Genomic DNA, 20,861 nt, shown 5'->3' with positions numbered 1-20,861 from the left:
GATCCCCCATCAATAAACAGAAGGAGGCATCGCTCCAATGGACTTTATATCATCAGGCGCGGGCCGTGTGAGATTCAAAGCACAGTGCAAGCCGACATGCTGGTGTTTAGAACGAAGCCGCCGCAAGCGCACTATGCATTCCGTGCAGATCGTGGACCCGGCGATCCATGAGGGCTAGTTCCCAATCCAGGGCACTGCGAACGATCGTTTCCAGAGAGTCATGTTTCGGCGTCCAGCCCAGCACGCGCCGCGCCAAGGTGGCGTCAGCAACGACGCTTGCGGCATCGCCCGGGCGACGCGGCGCCATGTGGACCTTGAACGAATGGCCGCGCAGCCGCACCACCATGTTCAGCACGTCGAGCACCGAATAGCCGGCACCGTAGCCGCAATTCGCCACCAGCGACCCGTTGCCCTTGCGAAGATGCTGCAAGGCCTTCAGATGGGCCTCTGCCAGGTCGGTCACATGGATATAATCGCGCACGCCGGTGCCGTCATGCGTCGGGTAGTCGATGCCGTAGACATGCACGCTGTCACGCTTGCCGAGTGCGGCCTCGCAGGCGACCTTGATGAGATGCGTCGCGCTGCTGGTGGATTGTCCCGCACGGCCGTGCGGATCGGCGCCCGCGACGTTGAAATAGCGGAGCGCCACATAGTCAAAGTCGTAGGCCGCAGCCGCATCGCGCAACATGAACTCGGTCATCAGCTTCGACTGGCCATAGGGATTTTCCGGGTTGAGCGGCGCGGTTTCCTTGACCGCCTCAGAGGTCTTCTGCGGGCCGTAGACGGCGGCGGTCGAGGAAAAGACGAAATGGCGCACGCCGGCCTTGATTGCCGCGCTCAAAAGCGCACGCGTCTTGCCCGAGTTATTGTCGTAATAGGAAAGCGGATCGGCAACCGAAGCCGGGACGACCGCGGATCCCGCAAAATGGACAATCGCTTCTATGTCGTTCTCGATGAAGATCCTCTTCAGGACCTCGGCATCGGCGATATCCCCCAGGTAGAATCGTGCGGCAGGCGCCACCGCCCAACGAAAGCCGGTAGAAAGGCGATCGAGCACAACGACGTCCTCGCCCGCGTCGAGCAGCGCCCAGACCATATGGCTGCCGATATAACCGGCGCCGCCCGTCACCAAAATTGCCATGTCCCGCATTCCCTGTCTTATTCGAACAGGGGCATTTCACGCCGTCTTTCCTTTCCGATTTTCTTATTTGGCAGCCGTTTGCGGGGCTTTGAACCGGTAAGTTTGATGCGGTGGTTAGGACCCGATTGCCGGTTATTCTACAATTTTATCGAACTGACGTTCCGGTACAAAAAAGCCCGGCTTTGAGAGCCGGGCTTTGATCGTCATAGCTTCAGAATGTACTCGCTGAGCCTGCCGGCGGCGTCCTTGACCTGTTCCGGATCGCGCAGGAAACAAGCCCGCAGGAAGAGTTCGCCGCCTGGGCCGAAGGCCGTGCCGGGCGCCAGGCCGACACCGGTCTTGTCGACGATATCGAGCGCCGCCTTGCGGCTATCCGTGACGCCGTCGATCTTCAGGAAGGCGTAGAGCGCCCCGTCCGGCTTCAAGGTCTCGACGCGATTTGTGGCAACCAGCGCGTCACAAAAGATGTCGCGGGAAAGTGCCGCCTTCCGGATGTTGGCGGCGACGAATTCGTCGCCCTGGTTGAGAGCCGCCAGCGCTCCCTTCTGCATGAACTGAGCAACGCCGGAGGTCGAATATTGGATCAGGTTTTCGAGCACCTGCCCCGTTTCCGGCGGCGCCACGATCCAGCCGACGCGCCAGCCGGTCATCGACCAGTTCTTCGAGAATGAGTTGACGAACATGATCCTGTCGCCCGGTGTCATGACATCCAGGAAAGAAGGCGCACGGCCGCCAGCGTAGAAATAGCGCGCGTAAATTTCGTCCGCCATGATCCAGAGATCGTGCTTGCGGGCAAGTTCCAGGATGTCGGCGAGGTCTTTCTTCGTCGCCGTCCACCCTGTCGGGTTCGACGGCGTGTTGATGAAAAACGCCTTGGTCTTCGGCGTGATCGCGGCTTCGATGCGGTTGAGATCAACTGCCCATCTGCCGCCTTCGAATTGCAGCTCGACGGGGATTGAACGGGCGCCAGCGATTTCAAGCGCTGCAGCGATATTCGGCCAGGCGGGTGTCAGATAGACCAATTCGTCGCCCGGGGAGGTTAGCGCCTGCACGGCAATCTGGATCGCCTGCATGCCCGAGCCGGTCACGTAGAAATGCTCCACCGGCAGGGTGATGCCGAAATGCCGGGCGTAGTAGTCCGATAGAGCCTGACGCAGTTCGGGAATACCGCGCTGCCATGTATAGAAGGTTTCCCCTGCGGCGAGCGCATCCATCGCCGCCTTGCTGATGAAGTCCGGCGTCGGAAGATCGCCTTCTCCGACCCACAGCGGCAGCAGGCCATCGCGGCCACGGGCATAATTGACGACTTCTACAATCCCGCTTTCTGGCGCCGAAACGGCGCGCGGGCTCAGGCTGTTCATAATCGACATGCAGATCTCCGGTTTTGGCCTTCATAAAACAAAACCGCACGCAAATCCCATGAGAATGCGTGATGCCATATCGATTTTCGTGATGAATGAGCGCCGCGGAATGTGCGGGCTCCCGGCGCCGATCAGACCGCCGGGCGCTTGGCCAATAGATCGCGGATTTCCGTCAGCAGCGCGACATCCGCCGGCGGCGGCGCTTCTTCGGCGGCCTTTTCCTCGTTGCGCTCGACCTGCTTGCGGAGCGTGTTCACGCCCTTGATCAGCAGGAAGATGATCCAGGCGAGGATCAGGAAATTGATGACGACGGTGATGAAACTGCCATAGGCGAAGACGGCGCCCTGGGCCCGGGCGGCCGCAAGGGTCGGCGCGTTGACCGAAGACGAAAGGCCGATGAAATAGTTGGAAAAATCGAAACCGCCGAAAATGGCCCCGACGATCGGCATGATGATGTCGTCGACCAGTGATTTCACGATACCGCCGAAGGCGCCACCGATGATGACACCGACGGCGAGATCCATGACGTTGCCTCGGGCGATGAAGGCCTTGAACTCGTTAAGCATCCGATCTGTCTCCCTCTGATGCGCTCTCTCGACAGTGCGTTGTTTCCATTAGCTACAGCTCTTGATTGATTAATCAATTGTCGAATTGAAACAATCGGCTTTTCCTTTCGTCTTGGACTTAATGCCTAGATCACCGCAATTTCCAAAAGGGAGGATTTCCCTTAATCTTCAACCCTTCCGGGGAACCGGCGCATGGAGGATCGGGCGGAGGGTCAATGCTTGCAGGCTGGGTTATAATTGCATTTGCCTTGGGCTATCTGCTGCTTCTGTTTGCCGTCGCAAGCTACGGCGACCGCAGAAGCCAGAGGCTCGGCATACCGCAAGGCGGCTGGCCGGTTGTCTACGCGCTCAGCCTTGGTATCTACTGCACCTCCTGGACCTATTTCGGCGGCGTCGGGCTCGCCTCCCAGCGCGGCCTGGAGTTTGCCGGCATCTATATCGGCCCGATCCTTGTCTTCACGCTCGGCATGCCGGTTCTGCGGCGGATCATCGAGCTGGCAAAGACGGAAAAGCTTACGTCGGTAGCGGACTTCCTCGCTGCTCGCTACGGAAAGAATTCCACGGTCGCCACCATCGTAGCGCTGATCTCTCTGGTCGGCACGATTCCATACATCGCACTGCAATTGAAGGCGATCTCAAGCGCGGTAACGGCGATGGTCAATCCATCCGACTACGGGATCGGCAGCGGCAATCTCTACTTTCTCGATCTCCCGCTGGTCGCGACCCTCGTGCTTGCCTGTTTCGCCATCATGTTCGGCACACGGCATACTGACGCCACCGAGCATCAGGACGGATTGATCCTCGCGGTTTCCATGGAGTCGCTGGTCAAGCTCGTCGCCTTTCTCACCGCCGGCGTCTGCGTCATCTGGTTCCTGTTCGACGGGCCGGTCGACCTTTGGCAGAAGAGCGTCGGAAATGCGCTGGTAAACTCCGCATTGACCTACGAGACGCCGCTCAGCCGCTGGATCACGCTGACGCTGCTTTCGGCATTCGCCATCATCATGCTGCCGCGCCAGTTTCACGTCACGGTCGTCGAAAACCGCTCGGCCAAGCAATTGCGGCTCGCGGGCTATCTCTTCCCGCTCTATCTCATCGTCATCAATCTCTTCGTGCTGCCGGTGGCGATCGCCGGATTGCTGACCTTCGGCGGGGCAGGCAATGCCGATCTTTACGTGCTGTCGCTGCCGCTTGCCGGACAGATGCCGGTGGTCTCGCTGATCACCTTTATCGGCGGCTTTTCAGCAGCGACCGCGATGGTCATCGTCGATTCCGTCGCGCTTTCGATCATGGTGTCGAACGACCTCATCATGCCGATCTTTCTGCGCCGGAAGCTTGCCGGGCGGGTTACCCAGCGCGACGACTTTGCCAAGAACCTGCTCAACATCAGACGCAGCGCAATCTTTGCCGTCCTTCTGCTCGGCTATGCCTACTACCGATCGACCGATAGCACCGCCGGCCTGGCATCGATCGGCCTTCTGTCCTTCGCCGCAATCGCGCAGATCGCTCCTGCCCTTTTCGGTGGCCTGGTCTGGCGACGAGCCAACGCACGCGGCGCCGTTCTCGGCCTGACTTCCGGCTTTGTTATCTGGTTCTACCTGCTTTTCCTGCCCTCGCTCGGCGGACCGGATTACTCCTATGTCGCCACCGCGTTCCTCAACTTCATCTTTCCCGGGACGACACTTTTTGCACCCGTGAACGCCGATCCCCTGGTCAGCGCCACGGCGATGAGCCTGCTCGTCAACACTGCGTTCTTCATTGTCGGCTCAATGACGCGCAATGCGCGGCCGCTGGAACGCATCCAGGCGGGGATCTTCGTCAAGGGGCAATCACGCTCACAATTTGCAACCCGCGGCTGGAAGACGCGTATCAGCGTCGGCGATCTGAAAACGGCGATAGCGCGCTATCTCGGCGAGGAGCGGATGCAACGCTCGTTTGCGACATACGAGCAGGGGTCGGGCCGCAAGCTGGAGGACGATCAGCCGGCGGACATGGCGCTCATTCACTTTACCGAGCAGTTGCTGGGAAGCGCCATCGGCTCCTCTTCGGCGCGGCTGGTGCTTTCGCTTATCCTGCAGAAGACCGAGGATGCTTCGGCCGACACCGCATGGCTGCTCGACCAGGCCAGCGAGGCGCTGCAATATAACCAGGACATGTTGCAGACGGCGCTCTCGCAGATGGATCAAGGCATCGCCGTCTTTGACAGCTCCAACCAGCTGACGATCTGGAACCGGCGCTTCCGCCAGCTTCTGGATCTCCCGGAAGATGCCGGCCGCGTCGGCTTTCCGCTGTCGGAGATCGTGGCAATCCTCGGCAGGCGCGGCGACGTTTCGGCGGTCGATCTCAGCCAGACGGTGCGGCATTTCCTGACACTCGACAAACCTTTCTCGCTCGTTCTTGGCGGCGGCGAGAGGATTATCGAGGTCCGCTCCAACGCCATGCCGGACAAGGGGATCGTCGCAACCTTCACCGACATTACCCAGCAAGTTGCAGCCGACCGGGCTTTGAAACAGGCGAACGAAACGCTGGAGCAGCGCGTGGCCGAGCGTACCGCGGAGCTGACACGGGTGAACCGCGAACTCGGCGAGGCGAGAGCGGCCGCGGACGAGGCGAATATCGGCAAGACCCGCTTCCTTGCTGCTGCCGGCCACGACATCCTCCAGCCGCTGAATGCGGCGCGGCTGTATTCCTCCGCGCTCGTCGAGCGTATGGCGCTTTCCGACAACGGGCCGATCGTGCGGAACATCGATTCCGCACTCGAATCCGTCGAGACCATCCTGGGCGCCGTTCTTGACATCTCGCGGCTGGACACCGGCGCCATGCGCCCGAGGCTGACCTCCGTTCCGCTTGCCGGTTTGCTGGAGCGCATCGAAACAGATTTCGCGCCGATTGCCCGGGCGAAAAACCTGAAGCTCGTTGTCATGCCGACATCGTTGCGGGTCCGCTCCGATCCGAACCTGCTGCGGCGCCTTGTGCAGAACCTCGTCTCCAACGCCATCAAATATACGCTGAGCGGCAAGGTGCTGGTTGGGGTCCGGCGACGCGGCAAGCAGGTGGTGATCCAGGTGGTCGATTCCGGCATCGGCATCCCGCCTTCGAAATTCCGCACAGTCTTCAAGGAATTCGCGCGGCTTGAGGAAGGGGCAAAGACGGCCGCCGGCCTCGGGCTTGGCCTGTCGATCGTCGACCGCATCGCCCGCGTTCTCAACCATACGGTCGAGCTTCACTCGACGCATGGCAGGGGGACGGATTTCCGGATCGTCATGCCGATCGAGGTTTCGAAAGCCGGCGATGCACCCGCTACAGCACCACCGGCCGATCGTTCGACGCAAACGCTGAGGGGATTGCACATCCTTTGCGTCGACAACGAAGTGAAGATCCTTGAAGGCATGCGCCTTCTGATTTCAGGTTGGGGCTGCGAGGTAGAAGCGGTGGATTCCCTTGCCGCCGTTGCGGCTCTCGGCACGGATCGGCCGCCACCCGATCTCATCATCGCCGACTACCACCTCGGCGATGGAAATGGCATTTCGGCGATCCTTGATCTCAGGGAGCGCTTCCGGGTCGAGATTCCGGCGCTGCTGGTGACCGCCGACCGGACGCCGGAGGTACGCGCGGAGGCGGAGCGCCACGGCATCACCATCCAGCACAAGCCTGTGCGTCCGGCCGCACTCCGCGCCTTCATCACGCAGATTTCCGGACTGAAGCGCGCCGCGGCGGAGTGATGTTACGGCTTGAGGTCAAGCAGCGCGCGGCCGCTGCCATCCATTGCGAAGGGCACGGAGGCATGCTCGTGGGCGACCAGCCAGCGGCCGCCCTTTTTGACGAGGCCGAGCGTCTGGCGGAACCACAGGTCGACCTTTTCGCCATCCGTCTTGGTGCCGGTCATATTCACCAGGCCGCTCCAGAAGGCGACATCGCCGCCAATCGTGAGCTTCGCATTTCGGACATCGCCACCGAGAGGCCCTTCCCAGGTATCGAACCAGCCGCCGAGGCCAGCGGGATCCTTGCCGGTCATGGCGAGCGGCGGAGCCAGCGAAAACTCGACAACGTCATCCGCCGTGCAGGACATGACGCCCTCGACATTCTTTTCCTCGATGGCCTTGCCGCGCATCATCAGCATGGCGATGATGGCTTCCTCTTCGACGCGGAACTTTTCATCTGTCATGACGGTCCTCCTTGTCCGTTGTTTCGGACATAGGACGAACCGCCAGACGGCAATCCGACACCGGGGGCGGCAATTTGGCTTTCCAGCCTCCGTCAATCGTTCTCTGCACGGGCGAGACTCTACGTCATGACGGCAGCGGCTTGCCGGCCTGCTCGTTTATCATGTACTCGGCGTACCAGTCCGGCCAATTCTCGTCGCGCTCGCCGCCGGTCCGCTTCTCATGCTCGCCGTGGGCGGCCGCGGCACGGCGGAGTGCGCTCGCGAGCTCAGCCGTGGAAGTGAATGTCGTGTCAGCCTCCACCCGGCCGGGGAGTCGCGTGGTGATTTCCTGGAACAGCCAGCCGTTGCCGTCCGGGTCGCTGAACGAGGCATAGGAGCGGTAGCTGCCGCGCTCGGGATGCGGGCCGCGAGCCCGGAGCGTGCCAAACAAATAGGGTTCATCCGGGCCGGCATTCGTGTCGCCGGGGTGGAACGCCTCGCTGACCGTGACACCGCGGGCAATCAGATCGCTACGCGCAGCTTCGATGTCCGAGACGATCAGGTACAGCCCCTGTGCCGAGCCGGGGGCTGCCGCCGTCACTTGTCTGCCGAAGATGACCGAGGCGCCCGAGCCTGGGGGCGTGAACTGAATCACGCGGTAGTCGTTATCGCCGGCGAAGTCGGCGTCGAGCCTCCAACCCAAGTCGCCGTAAAATCGTTTGGCTCGATCGACATCCGAAACAGGGATGACGACGATCTCGAGTTTCATGTCGGCCGTTCGCCCTCCCGAGGTCTTGCTTGCGGTTTCGCCTTGCACCTGAGTATTGCTCATGTCGAACTCCTTAGGTCTGGACGCTTAGAGAGAGGTGACATATCTCTATGGCAAGCAAATCACGGCAGAGGCACGCAAGTCGAATCAATTATGCCGTAGCCATGATGGATCCTGCCGCAACATTCCTTGCGGCAAATTCCGATTGCTTCGATGAATTGGCAGCAGTTCTCCGGCCTGATCTTCGGCGATAAGCGGGAATTGAAAGCCTTCAGTCTGCCAAAGCTGCCATAATGCGCAGCTGCGGGAAGGCGGCCTACGCCGCCTCCTTCGCTCCCCGATAGGGATCGAACCGGCCGTAGAAGGTCTCGCCTTTTGCCGCCATGTCGTTCAGCAGCGCCGTCGGCTTGAAGTGGGCGCCGTAAGCTGCCGCAAGTTTCTCGCAGAGTTCCACGAAGGCCTTCACGCCCATGCCGTCGATGTAGGAGAGCACGCCGCCGGTATAGGGTGCAAAGCCAAAGCCGAGGATGGAGCCGACGTCGGCTTCGCGCGGATCGGTGACGATGCCTTCCTCGATGGTGCGCGCCGCCTCCAGGGCGATGGTGACGAGGAAGCGCTGCTTCAGCACGTCGACATCGACCTCTTCCGCCTTCTTCTGCGGGTAGAAGGTCTTCAGCTTCGGCCAAAGCGACTTCTTGGCCGGTTTCGCCGGATAGTCGTAGAAGCCCTTGCCGTTCTTGCGGCCGCGGCGGTCGAGCTCGTCGACCATCTTGTTGATCAGCGCCATGTGCTTCGGATCGACGGCGGCTTCGCCGAGATCGGCGACGGTGGCCTTGAGGATCTTCTGCGAAAGATCGATCGCCACTTCGTCGTTCAGGGACAGCGGTCCGACCGGCATGCCCGCCATCTTGGCGGCATTCTCGATCATTGCGGGCGGCACGCCCTCGATCAGCATGTCATAGGCTTCGTGGATGTAACGGAAGACGCAGCGGTTGACGAAGAAGCCGCGCGTGTCGTTGACGACAATGGGCGTCTTCTTGATGGCGGCGACATAATCGAGCGCCACGGCGAGCGCCTTGTCGCCGGTCTCCTTGCCGAGGATCACTTCCGTCAGCATCATCTTCTCGACCGGCGAGAAGAAGTGCACGCCAATGAAATCGGCGGGGCGTTTGGAATTTTTGGCAAGTCCCGTGATCGGCAAGGTCGAGGTGTTGGAGGCGAAGATCGCGCCATCAGGCAGTACCGCTTCGACGGCTTCGATCACCGCCTTCTTGACCTCGCGGTCCTCGAAGACGGCTTCGATGACGAAACCGGCATCCTTCAGATCGGCGTAGTCGGCGGACGGCGTGATACGCGCGAGAAGGGCGGCACCCTCTTCTTGCGTCAGGCGTCCCTTGCCAACGGAATCCTTCACCAGGCCTTCGCCGACACCTTTACCCTTGGCAGCCGCTTCCATGTCGCGGTCTATGAGGGTGACGGGAATGCCGGCGGCGGCGGTGACATAGGCGATCGAGGCGCCCATGAAGCCGGCGCCGACGATACCGACCTTCTTGAGCTCAGTTTTTGGCATGCCCGCCGGGCGGCGGGCCCCTTTGCCGAGCTCCTGCATGGAGATGAAGAGCGAGCGGATCATCGAGAATGCTTCGGTGGTCTGCAGCACCTGTGTGAAATAGCGCTGCTCGATCTTCAGCGCCGTATCGAAGGGAACCTGCAGACCCTCATAGACGCATTTAAGGATGGCGAGCGCACCGGGATAGTTGCCTGATGTCTCGCGGCGGAGAATCGCCGGTGCGGCAGGCCAGAGCTGGGCGGAAGCCGGCGTCCAGATGCCGCCGCCGGGCGCCTTGAAGCCCTTCTCGTCCCAAGGGGCGACGGGCTTCAGCCCATCCTTGATCATCTGCTTGGCGGCCGGGATGAGTTGGTCGGGTTCCACCACCTGATGCACAAGGTTCATCGCCTTGGCGCGGGAGGCCGATAGCGACTGGCCGGTCGTCATCATCTGCAGGGCGGACTGGGCATCGGTGAGGCGCGAGACGCGCTGCGTGCCGCCCGCACCCGGGAAGATGCCGACCTTGACCTCGGGCAGCGCGATCTTCACTGACTTGGCATTCGAGGCGACGCGGCCGTGGCAGGCGAGCGACATTTCGAAGGCACCACCCATGCAGGTGCCGTTGATGGCGGACACCCACGGCTTGCCTGATGTTTCGATCTTGCGGAACAGGCCGGTCATGCGGCCGACGAGATCGAAGAGTTTTTGCGCGGCGGTGTCGGGATTGGCTGCCTTCTCATGCTGGTAGAGGGAGAACATCGACTTGATCATCGACAAGTCAGCGCCGCCGGAGAAGCTCGACTTGCCCGACGTGATCACCACGCCCTTCACGGCGCTATCGGCGACCGTAGCATCAACGATGGCGTTCAGTTCCTCCATCACCTCCTCGGTGAAGACGTTCATGGACTTGCCGGGCATGTCCCAGGTGACAAGCGCGATGCCGTCGGCATCGGTTGCGACGGTGAAATTCTTGTAGGTGCTCATATCGGGATTTCCTCTCCCTTGAATTTAGTGGCGTTCCAAACCGCCCCCTCACCCGGCCTCCGCTCCGCTCAGCCACCCTCTCCCCGAGGGGAGAGGACGATTCGGTGACGGTGCGGCATCACTTCTTCTCCCCGGCGGGGAGAAGGTGCCGGCAGGCGGATGAGGGGCTATCCCCTCAAACCCTCTCGATCACCGTTGCCGTGCCCATGCCGGCGCCGATGCAAAGCGTGACGAGCGCCGTATTCAGGTCCCGGCGTTCCAGTTCGTCCAGCACGGTGCCGAGGATCATCGCGCCGGTGGCACCGAGCGGGTGACCCATGGCGATTGCGCCGCCGTTGACGTTGATCTGGTCGTGCGGGATCTCGAAGACCTGCATGTAGCGCAGCACGACGGCGGCGAAGGCTTCGTTGAGCTCGAAGAGATCGATGTCGCCAAGCGTCATGCCCGTTCGCTTCAGAAGCTTTTCGGTGACGTCGACCGGGCCTGTCAGCATCAGCGCGGGGTCGGAGCCGATATTGGCGAAGGCCTTGATGCGCCCGCGGGGCTTCAGACCCATGCTTTCGCCACCGGCCTTGGAGCCGAGCAGCACGGCAGCAGCGCCATCGACGATGCCCGACGAATTGCCGGCGTGGTGGACGTAGTTGATGCGTTCGACCTCCGGATGAGCCTGGATGGCGACCGCTTCGAAGCCGCCCATCTCGCCGGGCAGTTGGAAGGAAGGGTTGAGCGCCGCCAGCGCCTGCATGTCCGTGCCTGGGCGCATGTGCTCGTCATGGGCGAGGATGGTGAGCCCGTTCTGGTCCTTGACCGGGATGACGGAGTTCTTGAAGTAGCCTTTCTCCCAGGCGTTTGCCGCGCGCTTTTGGCTCTCGACGGCATAGGCGTCCACATCGTCGCGGGAAAAGCCGTATTTCGTTGCGATCAGATCGGCCGAGACGCCCTGCGGCATGAAATAGGCCGGGAAGTTGACCGAGGGGTCCATGAACCATGCGCCGCCTGCCATGCCGAGGCCAACGCGCGACATCGACTCCACGCCGCCGGCAATCACGATATCGTCGGCCCCTTGGGCGATCTTGGCCGCGCCGAAATTCACGGCGTCGAGGCCCGAGGCGCAGAAGCGGGAGATCTGCATGCCGGGTGCGCGGGTGGAATAGCCGGCCTCGAAGGCGGCGGCCTTCGGGATCACGGCACCGGCATCCATGACAGGATCGACGCAGCCCATGATGATGTCATCGACGGTCGTCGTATCAAGCCCGTTGCGGTCGCGGATCGCTTCCAGCGTCTTGGCGGCGAGGCGGACGGAGGGAACTTCGTGCAGAGAGCCGTCCTTCTTGCCCCGCCCGCGTGGCGTGCGGACGTGATCGTAAATGAAAACCTCGGTCATTGTCTCGTCTCCCTGGCGGCCATGGCGGCCGGTCAATATAGTTCCCTTCTCCCCTCGGGGAGAAGGTGGCCCCGAAGGGGTCGGATGAGGGGCCAAAGCTTCGGCCTCCCGGCCGTTCGCGCTTGCAGCGCTCACCCCTCATCTGTCCTTCGGACATCTTCTCCCCGCCGGGGAGAAGAGATTTCAATCAGAACGCCTCGGCGGCCAAGGTCATCATCGTCTCTGCACCGGTCTCGATGCGGGCTTTGCGCAGCGCCGTTTCCGGCATGATGCGCTCCATGAAGAAGCGGGCGGTCACGAGTTTGTTGCGCAGGTAGCTTTCGCGCGGCGTATCGCCCGAAGCAAGGCCATCCTCGGCAGCTTTCGCCATTCTTGCCCACATGTAGCCCAGGATGACGATGCCGAAGAGATGCATATAATCGGTCGATCCGGCGCCGGCGTTGTCGGGTTTCGCCATCGCGTGCTGCATGAACCACATGGTCGCCGCCTGCACGTCGTTCAAGCCCTTCTTCAGGTTCTTGGTGAAGAAGGTCATCTTCTCGTCGCTGCGGTGTTCCTCGCAGAAATCGCCGATCTCCTTGAAGAGCGCCATGACGGCGCGGCCGCCGTTCAGGCCCAGCTTTCGACCGACGAGGTCGAGCGCCTGGATACCGTTGGCACCCTCGTAGATCATGGCGATACGGGCGTCGCGCACGTACTGGCTCATGCCGTGCTCTTCGATATAGCCGTGGCCGCCGAAGACCTGCTGGGCCATCACCGCATGCTCGAAGCCCTTGTCGGTCATCACGCCCTTTAGGATCGGCGTGACGAGACCGAGAATATCGTCGGCCGTCTGGCGCTCCTGCTCGTCGGCGGAGCGGTGGGCGATATCCGATTTCAGCGCGGTCCAGAGCAGGAAGGCGCGGCCCGCCTCGTTGAAGGCGCGGATCGTCATCAGCGTACGCCGGATATCCGGATGAACGATGATCGGATCCGCTTTCTTGTCAGGCGCCTTCGGGCCGGAGAGCGAACGGCCCTGGATGCGCTCGCGGGCATAATCGACGGCATTCTGATAGGCAATCTCGGCGACCGACAGGCCCTGAAGCCCGACGCCGAGGCGCGCCTCGTTCATCATCACGAACATGGCGTTCAATCCGCGATTCTCCGACCCGATCAGGAAGCCTGTCGCCTCGTCATAGTTCATGACGCAGGTGGCGTTGCCGTGGATGCCCATCTTGTGCTCGATCGCGCCGCAGGAGACAGTGTTGCGTGCGCCCGGCGTGCCGTCTTCATTGACGAGAACCTTCGGCACGATGAAGAGCGAGATGCCCTTGGTGCCCTCCGGCGCGCCTTCAATCCGCGCCAGTACCAGATGGACGATATTGTCCGTCATGTCGTGCTCGCCGGCGGAGATGAAGATCTTCTGGCCGGAAATCTTGTAGCTGCCGTCCGCCTGCGGAACGGCCTTGGTCCGCAAAAGGCCGAGATCGGTGCCGCAATGCGGCTCGGTCAGGTTCATGGTGCCGGACCATTCGCCGGAGACCATCTTCGGCAGGTAGGTCTGCTTCTGCTCGGGCGTGCCGTGGACAAAGATTGCGGCAATCGCACCTTGCGTCAGACCCGGGTACATCATCAGCGACATATTGGCGGCAGATGTATATTCGCCGACGGCACAATGCAGCGTGTAAGGCAGTCCCTGCCCGCCGAATTCCTCGGGGACCGCCAAGCCCACCCAGCCGCCTTCGCGATAGGCCCTGTACGCTTCCTTGAAGCCCTTCGGCGTGGTGACCGAGCCGTCATCCCCGCGTTTGCAGCCTTCCCGATCGCCGGAGGCATTGAGTGGAAGAAGCACTTCCTCGGCGAACTTCGCGGCCTCGCCCAGAATGGCCTCGAGCATATCCGGCGTCGCGTCGGCAAAACCCGGGAGGTTGTTGTAGCGCTCCAGACCCAGCACATCGTTCAGCACGAAGAGCGTGTCGTTCACCGGGGCCTTGTAGACTGGCATCGTTCGAATTCCTCCAATTCGCCCACCGGATCGAGCCCGGCATTTCATAGTGTCTTACAAAATATTGACGTTTGCGTAAACGTCAAATTCCGCATTCGCGTGAATTTGTGAAAAGATTTGTTGGGCGTGTCGGAGGCGGCAGCATCGAGACGTCCTAGGGCTGTCGAACATTTCGTCGACACAGTAACGAGGAGGAAAACCCATGCTCAAGGTCAGTTCGAGTCTCTGGTTCGAGAAGGACGTCCAGCAGGCCGTCGAATTCTATGTGGCGACGATTCCGAATTCGTCCATGGGGCGCATGACCGTCCTTCCGGCTGAAACGCCAAGCGGTCCTCCGGGCAGCGTCAAGATCATCGATTTCAAGCTGGCAGATCAGCATTTCACGGCTATGGAAGCGGGTCCGTTCGAAGCGTTCAACCACGCTTTTTCGATCTCGGTGCAATGCGAGACGCAGGAGGAGATCGACAGGATATGGAACGCCTTCCTGACGAACGGCGGCGTGGAGGAGCACTGCGGCTGGCTGAAGGATCGCTGGGGGCTCTCCTGGCAGATCGTTCCGCGGGCGCTGATCGAGATGGTTGCCGATCCCGATCGCGAGCGCGCCAAGCGCGTCACCGAAACCATGCTCGGCATGGTAAAGCTCGATATCGCCAAGCTCGAAGCCGCATTTCGCGGCTAGGCAATAGCTGCACGTCTAGAGCATCAGCTTCTCTTCGCTCCATCCAAGGGCCGCAACTTCGCCGCCGCGGAACTTTGCGTCGTCATCGACGATGAACTCGTCGAGCTGCGGCGGCTCGACACTTGTTCCGGCGAGCATCGCATGAACCTGGCCACGGTGATGCGTCTGATGCTGGAAAAGATGGCTCAAGACATCCTCCATGCGCTCCCTCTGGATGCGGCCGGTGCGCTGAAGATCAATGACGGACATCAGCTTTTCCGGGGTGAGGGCTTCGCAGAGCGTCACCAAGCGTTGATCGACCTTGCGCTGTTCGGTAGCAAGCGCAGCGACCTCATCGAACGGCTCTTCGACCTCCCAGGCTTTCGAGCCGAGCGTGCCGCCCTCGAGCGCATCGACATAGAACCAGTCGACGGTGATGATGTGATTGAGCGTCGCCTTGATCGAGGGGAAGAAGCTCACGCGTTCGGCCTCGAATTCCCCGGACCGGAGAGACAAGCAGGCAGCAAGAAGGCGATAATTCGCGAGCGCGTTGTTATAGGAAAGCTTGCGGAAAACCCGGCACGGATCGAAACGTGGCATGACGCATCCTCCTCGTCTGCGAATTAGCGTAGCTAGGCGTGGTCGGTGCAGCGTCAATGTTTGCGGACGGCCGGCAACCAGATGGCCTCGCTATGAACCGGCAAGCCGCTCCGCGGGCATCCTTTAAATCAGTTGTCTTCCTGAAATAACCGAAACTGCGCAGCCTCGAGGTCTTTCGGCGGCTGCAAGCCGAGGTGCTTCCAGGCGGTGGCCGTCAACACGCGGCCGCGCGGCGTGCGCTGGATGAAACCCTGCTGGATCATGTAGGGTTCGATGATGTCCTCGATCGCATCGCGCGGTTCGGACAGACCAGCGGCAATCGTCTCGATACCAACGGGACCGCCACCGAAATTGACGGCGATCATGTTGAGGTAGCGCTTGTCCAGCTGGTCGAGGCCGACGCTGTCGACGAGCAGGCGGGTGAGTGCCTCGTCGGCGATCTCGCGGCTGACGGCTTCGGCCCTGGCGACTTCAGCGAAGTCGCGCACGCGGCGGAGCAGACGGCCGGCGATGCGCGGCGTGCCGCGCGCCCGGCGTGCGATTTCGCGGGCGCCGTCATCGGTCATCGGCAGGTTCATCAGCCGGGCGCCGCGCCGCACGATCAGTTCCAGTTCCTCGACGGTGTAGAAGCTGAGCCGCACCGGAATACCGAAGCGATCACGGAGCGGCGTCGTCAACAGGCCGAGGCGCGTTGTCGCGGCAACGAGCGTGAATTTCGAGAGATCGATCTTCACCGAGCGGGCGGCCGGACCTTCGCCGATGATAAGGTCGAGCTGGAAATCTTCCATCGCCGGATAGAGGATTTCTTCGACGGCCGGATTCAAGCGGTGAATTTCGTCGATGAAGAGCACATCGCGCTCTTCGAGATTGGTCAGCAGGGCGGCAAGATCGCCCGCCTTGGCGATGACCGGACCGGAGGTGGAGCGGAAATTGACGCCGAGCTCCTTGGCCATGATCTGCGCCAGTGTGGTCTTGCCGAGGCCCGGCGGTCCAACGAACAGGACATGGTCCAGCGCTTCGCCGCGGTTCTTGGCAGCCTCGATGAAGACCTTGAGGTTGGCACGTGCCTCCGCCTGGCCGGTGAATTCGTCCAGCGACTGCGGGCGCAGCGTCACATCGAGGTCTTCGCCCCGCTTTTCCGGCGATATCAGGCGGGCATCATTCATAAGGCATTTCCGTTTAAAGCTGGTTCAAGTCCATACACCAAGCCGCAGGCCTTGGCACCCTTGCGGGATATCACCGCGCCAGTTCCTTCAATCCCAGCCGGATCAGCTTAGCGCTGTCTGCGCCGTCGCCTGCAGTCTTCATCGCTGCTGCAACTGCATTTGCTGCCTGGTCGCGAGAATAGCCGAGGTTGGTCAGCGCCGAGACGGCATCGGCGACCGGAGCCGAGGCGACGCCTTCGCCGATTTCCTGCTTGAGGCCGATATTGATCGCCTCGCCTGCATAAGCGGGTGCCTTGTTCTTCAGTTCGGTGACGATGCGAACCGCGACCTTCGGGCCGACGCCCTGGGCGCGGGAAACGGATGTCTTGTCCTGCAGCGCGATAGCGTTGGCGAGTTCGCTCGGAGTAAGCGTCGAAAGCACGGCGAGCGCCACCTTGGCGCCGACGCCCTGCACGCTCTGCAGCAGGTTGAACCATTCGCGCTCGAGCACGCTCATGAAGCCGAAGAGCTTCAACTGATCTTCGCGGACATAGGTCTCGATGAAGAGGACGCAGGCTTCGCCTACGGAGCCGATCTTCGACAGGGTGCGGCCCGAGCAATAGGCGACGTAGCAGACTCCGTGCACATCAACGAGCACGTAGTCGTCGCCGATTTCCTCGATAGTGCCTTTGAGCTTGCCGATCATGAAAAGGTCCGTCAGGGATGGGTTTCGGGGGAGATAGTGGAAATCAGCGGAAAATAGGTTCGGTATTTCGCAACATCGCGGCTGAGCAACCTGTAGCCTTTGACCATCGCATGGGCTCCGATGTAGAAATCCGGAAGCGGCGACCGTTTGTCGCCGCCGGACCGGCGGTATTGCAGAAAGGCATGGCCGGCTGCAAAGGCAGCCTCCCACGGCAGCTCTTCCCGGCGGAAAAGACTGAGCGCAAGCGCCGATTCCAGCTCTTCGCTCGTGGCGTAGCCAGCAGCCATCTCCGCATAGATCAAGGGATTGATGAGCAATGGCCCTTCTGCGCGAGCAACCGCGAGCTGCTCTGTCGACCAGTCGGTGAAGGCACCGCGCGTATGGAATACGTCGATCAGGATGTTCGTGTCCACCAGCGTCGCCACCAATCAATCCCTCAGAAGGCGATAGAACTCCTCGCCGCTCATCTCGCCGAGAGACATGGAACCCTGATGCCTCCGAAGATGGTCGATGAGTTCGCGAACGTCACGATCAACCTGATCCCGAGAGGGCTTGATGAGGCGAAGCACGGCTTCGCCTTCGCGCAAAACGAACTCGACTTCGCTCCCCGCCTCGATCCCCAAGTTGGACCGAACGTTTTTCGGGATGGTGACCTGGCCCTTTTCGGTAACGCGCATGGTAATACCTCTTGAGTATTACTTATCGGCGCCACCAGAACAAGTCAAGAACATATCCTAACCTGCCAATGCTGCGAGGCGCATTCGGCTGCTGCCGCGGTTATGGGCGTGGCAGATGGCGATGGCGAGTGCATCGGCGGCGTCATTGCCTTTGAACTCCACCTTCGGCATCAGAATCTTGAGCATCATGTGGATCTGCTGCTTCTCGCCGTGACCGACGCCGATAACGGCTTTCTTGACGGCATTGGGGGCATATTCGGATACCTGCAATCCGGCACGCGCCGGCACGAGCATCGCAATGCCACGGGCCTGACCGAGCTTCAGTGTTGCGACCGCATCCTTATTGACGAAGGTCTGTTCGACGGCTGCTTCGTCGGGCTTGTAGGTGTGCACGATCTCGGCAAGGCCATCGTGCAACTGGCAGAGGCGGGAAGCAAGGTCCATGTCGCCGTCGGAGGTCACCGTTCCGGAGGCCACGAATCGCAATGAATTGCCGAGCGTATCGATAATTCCCCAGCCGGTGCGTCGAAGACCAGGGTCGATGCCGATGATGCGAATCGTATTTTGCATGGCTTACCTTATTGCGATGCCAGAATAAGTGCCAGAAAGATGTGAACAAAACAAAAACATTCGCCTGTTGCGGGCGCTGTTTACCACGAATTAAATTCATTGCCTGCAATCTAACCGATCAAATATGAGAGGAGCCCCTTTTCGCAAAGGTTAAAGCTCCCCGTGTTCTGCTTTTTGGTCAGCCGGCGCGTTCCGCCGGCGAAGGCGCTTCGAGGGGTTCGTAGCCATGGCTCAGAGATTTCAGTCGCTATCCTTCAAGGTTATTGCGACTTTCATTTTGCTCACCGCACTTGCGGTAAGTGCGATCAGTGTTCTCGGCTATTTCGCCAGCAGCCGCATCTCGGATGCGCAGGCACTGAAGGCGAAGGAAAGTTTGCTCATCTTCCGCGGCGACATGCTGCAGGATCAACTGGCGCAGCTTGAAAATCAGGCGAGCTCCATCGCGCGCATCGAGGCGCTGCAAATGTCGATCACCAGCCTGAAGAGCGGTTGGAAGACGATCGAAAAATCCTCAGGTGACGTGCGCGGCGAGCTCAAGAAGGTGTTCATCACCAATAATCCGAACCCCGCCGATCAGCGTGAAAAGCTGATGAAGCCGGAAGGCCCGAGCGGCTTCTATTACTCCAACCACGAAAAGACACAGGGCGAAGTTGCCCGCGATCTCGAAAACACCGCCTTCAGCGACCTGCTGATTGCCGATCTCGACGGCTCGGTTCTCTATTCCTACAAGAAGGATGACAACTTCGCCGAGAACCTGAAAACCGATGCCTGGAAGGTCACGGGCGCGGGTATCGCTTTCGCCAGGGCAGTCGAAAACACAACGAAGGCAAAGGACGATTCCGCGCCGACCGCGTTTTCCGGCCTGCGCGTCGATGTTGCCAGCGGCAAGTCGGCGATCTTCTATGCCGTGCCGATCATCAAGCTCGGCCAGCCGAAGGGCATCATTCTCTTCAAGGTGCGCGACGATATCATCACCAGCATCCTGGCCAAGGGCATCGTTTCCGGCAGTACGGCTCAGGCGGCCATCATTTCCAGTGACGGTTCCGCCGTCGGCCTCAACGCCGAAAGCCATCTCGCTACGCTCGATACGGCGCCGTTTACCTTCGTGCAGGATGCGCTTGCCAGCAGCAATGGCATGACGGTCGACGACTTCACCCGTGCCGACGGCACCGCGCGAGGCTATGTCCGCTCAGTCACCTATCAGGGGCAGCGCTTCCTTGTCGTCGAAAGCGTCCTGCTCAGCGAGCTGAATGCCGGCTCGATCGAGATTGCAACGCTGCTGACCATGATCGGCCTCGGCGCTCTGATCGTCATGGCCCTTGCGACCGGACTGGTGACCAGGCTGCTCTTCTCGCCACTTGAACGGCTTGCCGGAAATACCCGGGATGTCGCCGACGGCAAGCTGGATGTCGAGATCGGAAGCCAGAACCGTCACGACGAAATCGGCACGATGGCCAAGGCGCTCGCCCGCTTCAAGCAATCGCTGATCGAAAGCCGGGCGTTGGAAGCGGCAAGCACCGAGACTCGCGCCCATGCGGAACGCGAGCGTCAGGAGAATCTGGCGCTGCGCGAGGCGGAAGCGAAAACTTTGCAGGATGTCGTGCGGGCGCTGGACGAAGGGCTGCATCATCTGGCGAACGGCGATCTCGCCTATCAGATCGAAACGCGCTTCCCGAACGAGCTTGAGGGCTTGCGGGCCAACTTCAACGAGGCGCTCGCCACCCTCAGCCAGACGATGACGGCGATCGGCGGCAACTCCATGGCAGTCCGCTCCGGCTCGGAAGAGATGCGTACCGGCGCCGACGACCTTGCCGGGCGCACCGAGCGCCAGGCGGCATCAATCACCAAAACGGCGAACGCGATCGATGCGATCACCCAGTCTGTCCGCATTCAGATCGAGCGCGCCGAACAGGCCGAGCGCATCGCCCGCGCCGCCAAGCAGGAGACGACCGGTTCGAGCCAGATCATGCGTGAGACGATCGCTGCCATGGAGGCAATCCAGTCCTCCTCGCGGCAGATCAACACGATCATCAGCGTCATCGACGACATCGCCTTCCAGACCAACCTTCTGGCGCTTAACGCCGGTGTCGAAGCGGCGCGCGCCGGTGAATCCGGCAAGGGCTTTGCAGTTGTTGCGATGGAGGTCCGCGAGCTGGCACAACGCTCATCGAGCGCCGCCAAAGAGATCGCGAGCCTGCTGCAGAAATCGACTCACGAAGTCGAATCCGGCGTGTCGCTCGTCGAGCGGGCTGGTGTGGCTCTAACGGGCATCGGCAGCCATGTGGAAGCGATCAACGGCCAGATCCATGAGATCATGGAATCGACCCGCGAAGAGGCGGATACGCTTCGCCAGATCAACACGGCGGTTTCCGAGCTCGACTCAATGACGCAGCAGAACGCCGCCATGGTCGAGGAAACGACGGCAGCGATCCACCGCCTTGCCGCAGAGGCAGTGGAGATGGACCGCCAGCTCGGCAACTTTACGCTGCCCGATGATCATCGTCAGCACGGCGCTGAAATCCACGTCCTCCGGCACCGGCGACAGACGGCTTGAAAACTAGCAGAAAAGGGCCGGGAAACCGGCCCTTTTCTTGAGCGCATGATTTGGAATGCGCGATACCAGAAC

The 20,861-nt window shown here is 61.1% G+C and carries 17 protein-coding genes; 3 read left to right on the top strand and 14 right to left on the bottom strand.

Annotation, left to right across the window (positions count from 1 at the left end; translation table 11 throughout):
* Window positions 1-106: 106 nt before the first annotated feature.
* From galE to mscL, 3 genes are all read right to left on the bottom strand, one after another.
* Complete coding sequence (gene galE, locus HGP14_RS02610; RefSeq protein WP_168828282.1) at window positions 107-1,141, bottom strand: UDP-glucose 4-epimerase GalE; 1,035 nt, start codon at window positions 1,139-1,141, stop codon at window positions 107-109.
* 203 nt (window positions 1,142-1,344) lie between these two features.
* On the bottom strand, window positions 1,345-2,511 hold the full coding sequence (locus HGP14_RS02605) for a pyridoxal phosphate-dependent aminotransferase (RefSeq protein ID WP_168828281.1): 1,167 nt from the start codon (window positions 2,509-2,511) through the stop codon (window positions 1,345-1,347).
* Window positions 2,512-2,633: 122 nt separating this feature from the next.
* Entirely contained in the window at window positions 2,634-3,068 is a 435-nt protein-coding gene (mscL, locus tag HGP14_RS02600; protein ID WP_168828280.1) for a large conductance mechanosensitive channel protein MscL, read from the bottom strand.
* Window positions 3,069-3,283: 215 nt separating this feature from the next.
* On the opposite strand from mscL, the gene HGP14_RS02595 reads away from it, so the two are divergent.
* Window positions 3,284-6,787, top strand: a complete 3,504-nt coding sequence (locus tag HGP14_RS02595; RefSeq protein WP_168828279.1) for a PAS domain-containing hybrid sensor histidine kinase/response regulator — start codon at window positions 3,284-3,286, stop codon at window positions 6,785-6,787.
* A gap of 2 nt (window positions 6,788-6,789) precedes the next feature.
* Here the strand turns inward: HGP14_RS02595 and HGP14_RS02590 are convergent, their stop codons facing one another.
* The 5 genes from HGP14_RS02590 to HGP14_RS02570 form a co-directional block, all read right to left on the bottom strand.
* Window positions 6,790-7,230: a YybH family protein gene (locus tag HGP14_RS02590; RefSeq protein WP_168828278.1), complete on the bottom strand. Its 441-nt coding sequence runs from the start codon at window positions 7,228-7,230 to the stop codon at window positions 6,790-6,792.
* Window positions 7,231-7,354: 124 nt separating this feature from the next.
* Window positions 7,355-8,041 (bottom strand): VOC family protein, encoded by a 687-nt coding sequence (locus HGP14_RS02585; protein ID WP_168828277.1) that lies wholly within the window; start codon window positions 8,039-8,041, stop codon window positions 7,355-7,357.
* A 253-nt stretch (window positions 8,042-8,294) separates the two neighbouring features.
* Window positions 8,295-10,511 (bottom strand): 3-hydroxyacyl-CoA dehydrogenase NAD-binding domain-containing protein, encoded by a 2,217-nt coding sequence (locus tag HGP14_RS02580; protein WP_168828276.1) that lies wholly within the window; start codon window positions 10,509-10,511, stop codon window positions 8,295-8,297.
* A 175-nt stretch (window positions 10,512-10,686) separates the two neighbouring features.
* Window positions 10,687-11,895 carry an acetyl-CoA C-acetyltransferase gene (locus HGP14_RS02575; RefSeq protein WP_168828275.1) on the bottom strand — a complete coding sequence of 403 codons (1,209 nt, stop codon included), beginning with the start codon at window positions 11,893-11,895 and terminating at the stop codon, window positions 10,687-10,689.
* Window positions 11,896-12,082: 187 nt separating this feature from the next.
* On the bottom strand, window positions 12,083-13,879 hold the full coding sequence (locus HGP14_RS02570) for an acyl-CoA dehydrogenase C-terminal domain-containing protein (protein ID WP_168828274.1): 1,797 nt from the start codon (window positions 13,877-13,879) through the stop codon (window positions 12,083-12,085).
* 202 nt (window positions 13,880-14,081) lie between these two features.
* Between HGP14_RS02570 and HGP14_RS02565 the strand changes: the two genes are divergently transcribed.
* On the top strand, window positions 14,082-14,558 hold the full coding sequence (locus tag HGP14_RS02565; protein WP_168828273.1) for a VOC family protein: 477 nt from the start codon (window positions 14,082-14,084) through the stop codon (window positions 14,556-14,558).
* Between the two features lie 15 nt (window positions 14,559-14,573).
* On the opposite strand, the gene HGP14_RS02560 is transcribed toward HGP14_RS02565, so the two are convergent.
* From HGP14_RS02560 to ruvC, 6 genes are all read right to left on the bottom strand, one after another.
* Window positions 14,574-15,137 (bottom strand): DinB family protein, encoded by a 564-nt coding sequence (locus tag HGP14_RS02560; RefSeq protein ID WP_168828272.1) that lies wholly within the window; start codon window positions 15,135-15,137, stop codon window positions 14,574-14,576.
* Between the two features lie 128 nt (window positions 15,138-15,265).
* Window positions 15,266-16,303: a Holliday junction branch migration DNA helicase RuvB gene (ruvB, locus tag HGP14_RS02555; RefSeq protein WP_168828271.1), complete on the bottom strand. Its 1,038-nt coding sequence runs from the start codon at window positions 16,301-16,303 to the stop codon at window positions 15,266-15,268.
* 70 nt (window positions 16,304-16,373) lie between these two features.
* Window positions 16,374-16,988, bottom strand: a complete 615-nt coding sequence (gene ruvA, locus HGP14_RS02550) for a Holliday junction branch migration protein RuvA (protein WP_168828270.1) — start codon at window positions 16,986-16,988, stop codon at window positions 16,374-16,376.
* An 11-nt stretch (window positions 16,989-16,999) separates the two neighbouring features.
* A complete protein-coding gene (locus HGP14_RS02545; RefSeq protein WP_168828269.1) occupies window positions 17,000-17,413 on the bottom strand; it encodes a type II toxin-antitoxin system VapC family toxin in 414 nt (137 codons plus the stop codon).
* A 3-nt stretch (window positions 17,414-17,416) separates the two neighbouring features.
* Window positions 17,417-17,665: an AbrB/MazE/SpoVT family DNA-binding domain-containing protein gene (locus tag HGP14_RS02540; protein WP_168828268.1), complete on the bottom strand. Its 249-nt coding sequence runs from the start codon at window positions 17,663-17,665 to the stop codon at window positions 17,417-17,419.
* Window positions 17,666-17,722: 57 nt separating this feature from the next.
* Window positions 17,723-18,235, bottom strand: a complete 513-nt coding sequence (gene ruvC, locus HGP14_RS02535; protein ID WP_168828267.1) for a crossover junction endodeoxyribonuclease RuvC — start codon at window positions 18,233-18,235, stop codon at window positions 17,723-17,725.
* Window positions 18,236-18,461: 226 nt separating this feature from the next.
* Here ruvC and HGP14_RS02530 point away from each other — a divergent pair, with 226 nt between their 5' ends.
* Window positions 18,462-20,789: a methyl-accepting chemotaxis protein gene (locus HGP14_RS02530; protein WP_168828266.1), complete on the top strand. Its 2,328-nt coding sequence runs from the start codon at window positions 18,462-18,464 to the stop codon at window positions 20,787-20,789.
* Window positions 20,790-20,861 lie beyond the last annotated feature (72 nt).

It is taken from the genome of Rhizobium sp. P32RR-XVIII (assembly GCF_012641395.1).
Lineage (GTDB): Bacteria > Pseudomonadota > Alphaproteobacteria > Rhizobiales > Rhizobiaceae > Rhizobium.
The sequence above is the reverse complement of the archived record's forward strand: the minus strand, read 5'-3'. Positions and strand labels throughout refer to the sequence as shown.